This window comes from Vogesella mureinivorans, from assembly GCF_007644035.1.
GTDB lineage: Bacteria > Pseudomonadota > Gammaproteobacteria > Burkholderiales > Chromobacteriaceae > Vogesella > Vogesella mureinivorans.
In genome coordinates this window covers 1-473 of the sequence record NZ_VMTV02000943.1, presented here as the reverse complement: position 1 = coordinate 473, position 473 = coordinate 1, and the positions used below count along the sequence as shown (strand labels likewise).

Sequence of the window (473 nt, the reverse complement as noted above, 5' to 3'; positions counted from 1 at the left end):
CGAATGGGTGCCGCGTCTGGGCCTGTCCTGGCTCGGCAGCGCGGGCTACACCCTGTTCGCCAACGTCGGCCAGTCGTTCCGACCGAACGCCGGCAGCGACGTCAACGGCACCGCCTTCGATCCCGAATCCGGCCGCGCGCTGGAGGCCGGCGCCAAGGGGGAGCAGCGCGACGGCGGCTTCGGCGCCACGCTTACCGCCTTCCAGATCGACAAGCGCAATGTGCTGACCGGCGACCCTGGCAACGCCGGCTTTTCCATCGCGGCCGGCGAGGTGCGCAGCCGCGGCGTCGAGTTCGATGCTTCGGGCCGCATCGGCGAGCACTGGCGACTCAACGCCGCCTGGGTGCAGCTCGATGCCGAGGTCACTCGCGACAACGTGCTCGAAGTGGGCAGCGCTCTGATCAACGTGCCGCGCCGCAACGGCAGCCTGCTGGCCGTGCATGAGCGCAGCCTCGGCCGCAGCCTCATCGGCC

1 protein-coding gene is annotated in these 473 nt (G+C 70.8%); it reads left to right on the top strand.

Going from position 1 to position 473, the window contains the following annotated elements:
- Window positions 1-473: TonB-dependent receptor domain-containing protein (locus tag FLQ44_RS21255; protein ID WP_147695967.1), on the top strand; the 473-nt coding region annotated here is incomplete at both ends.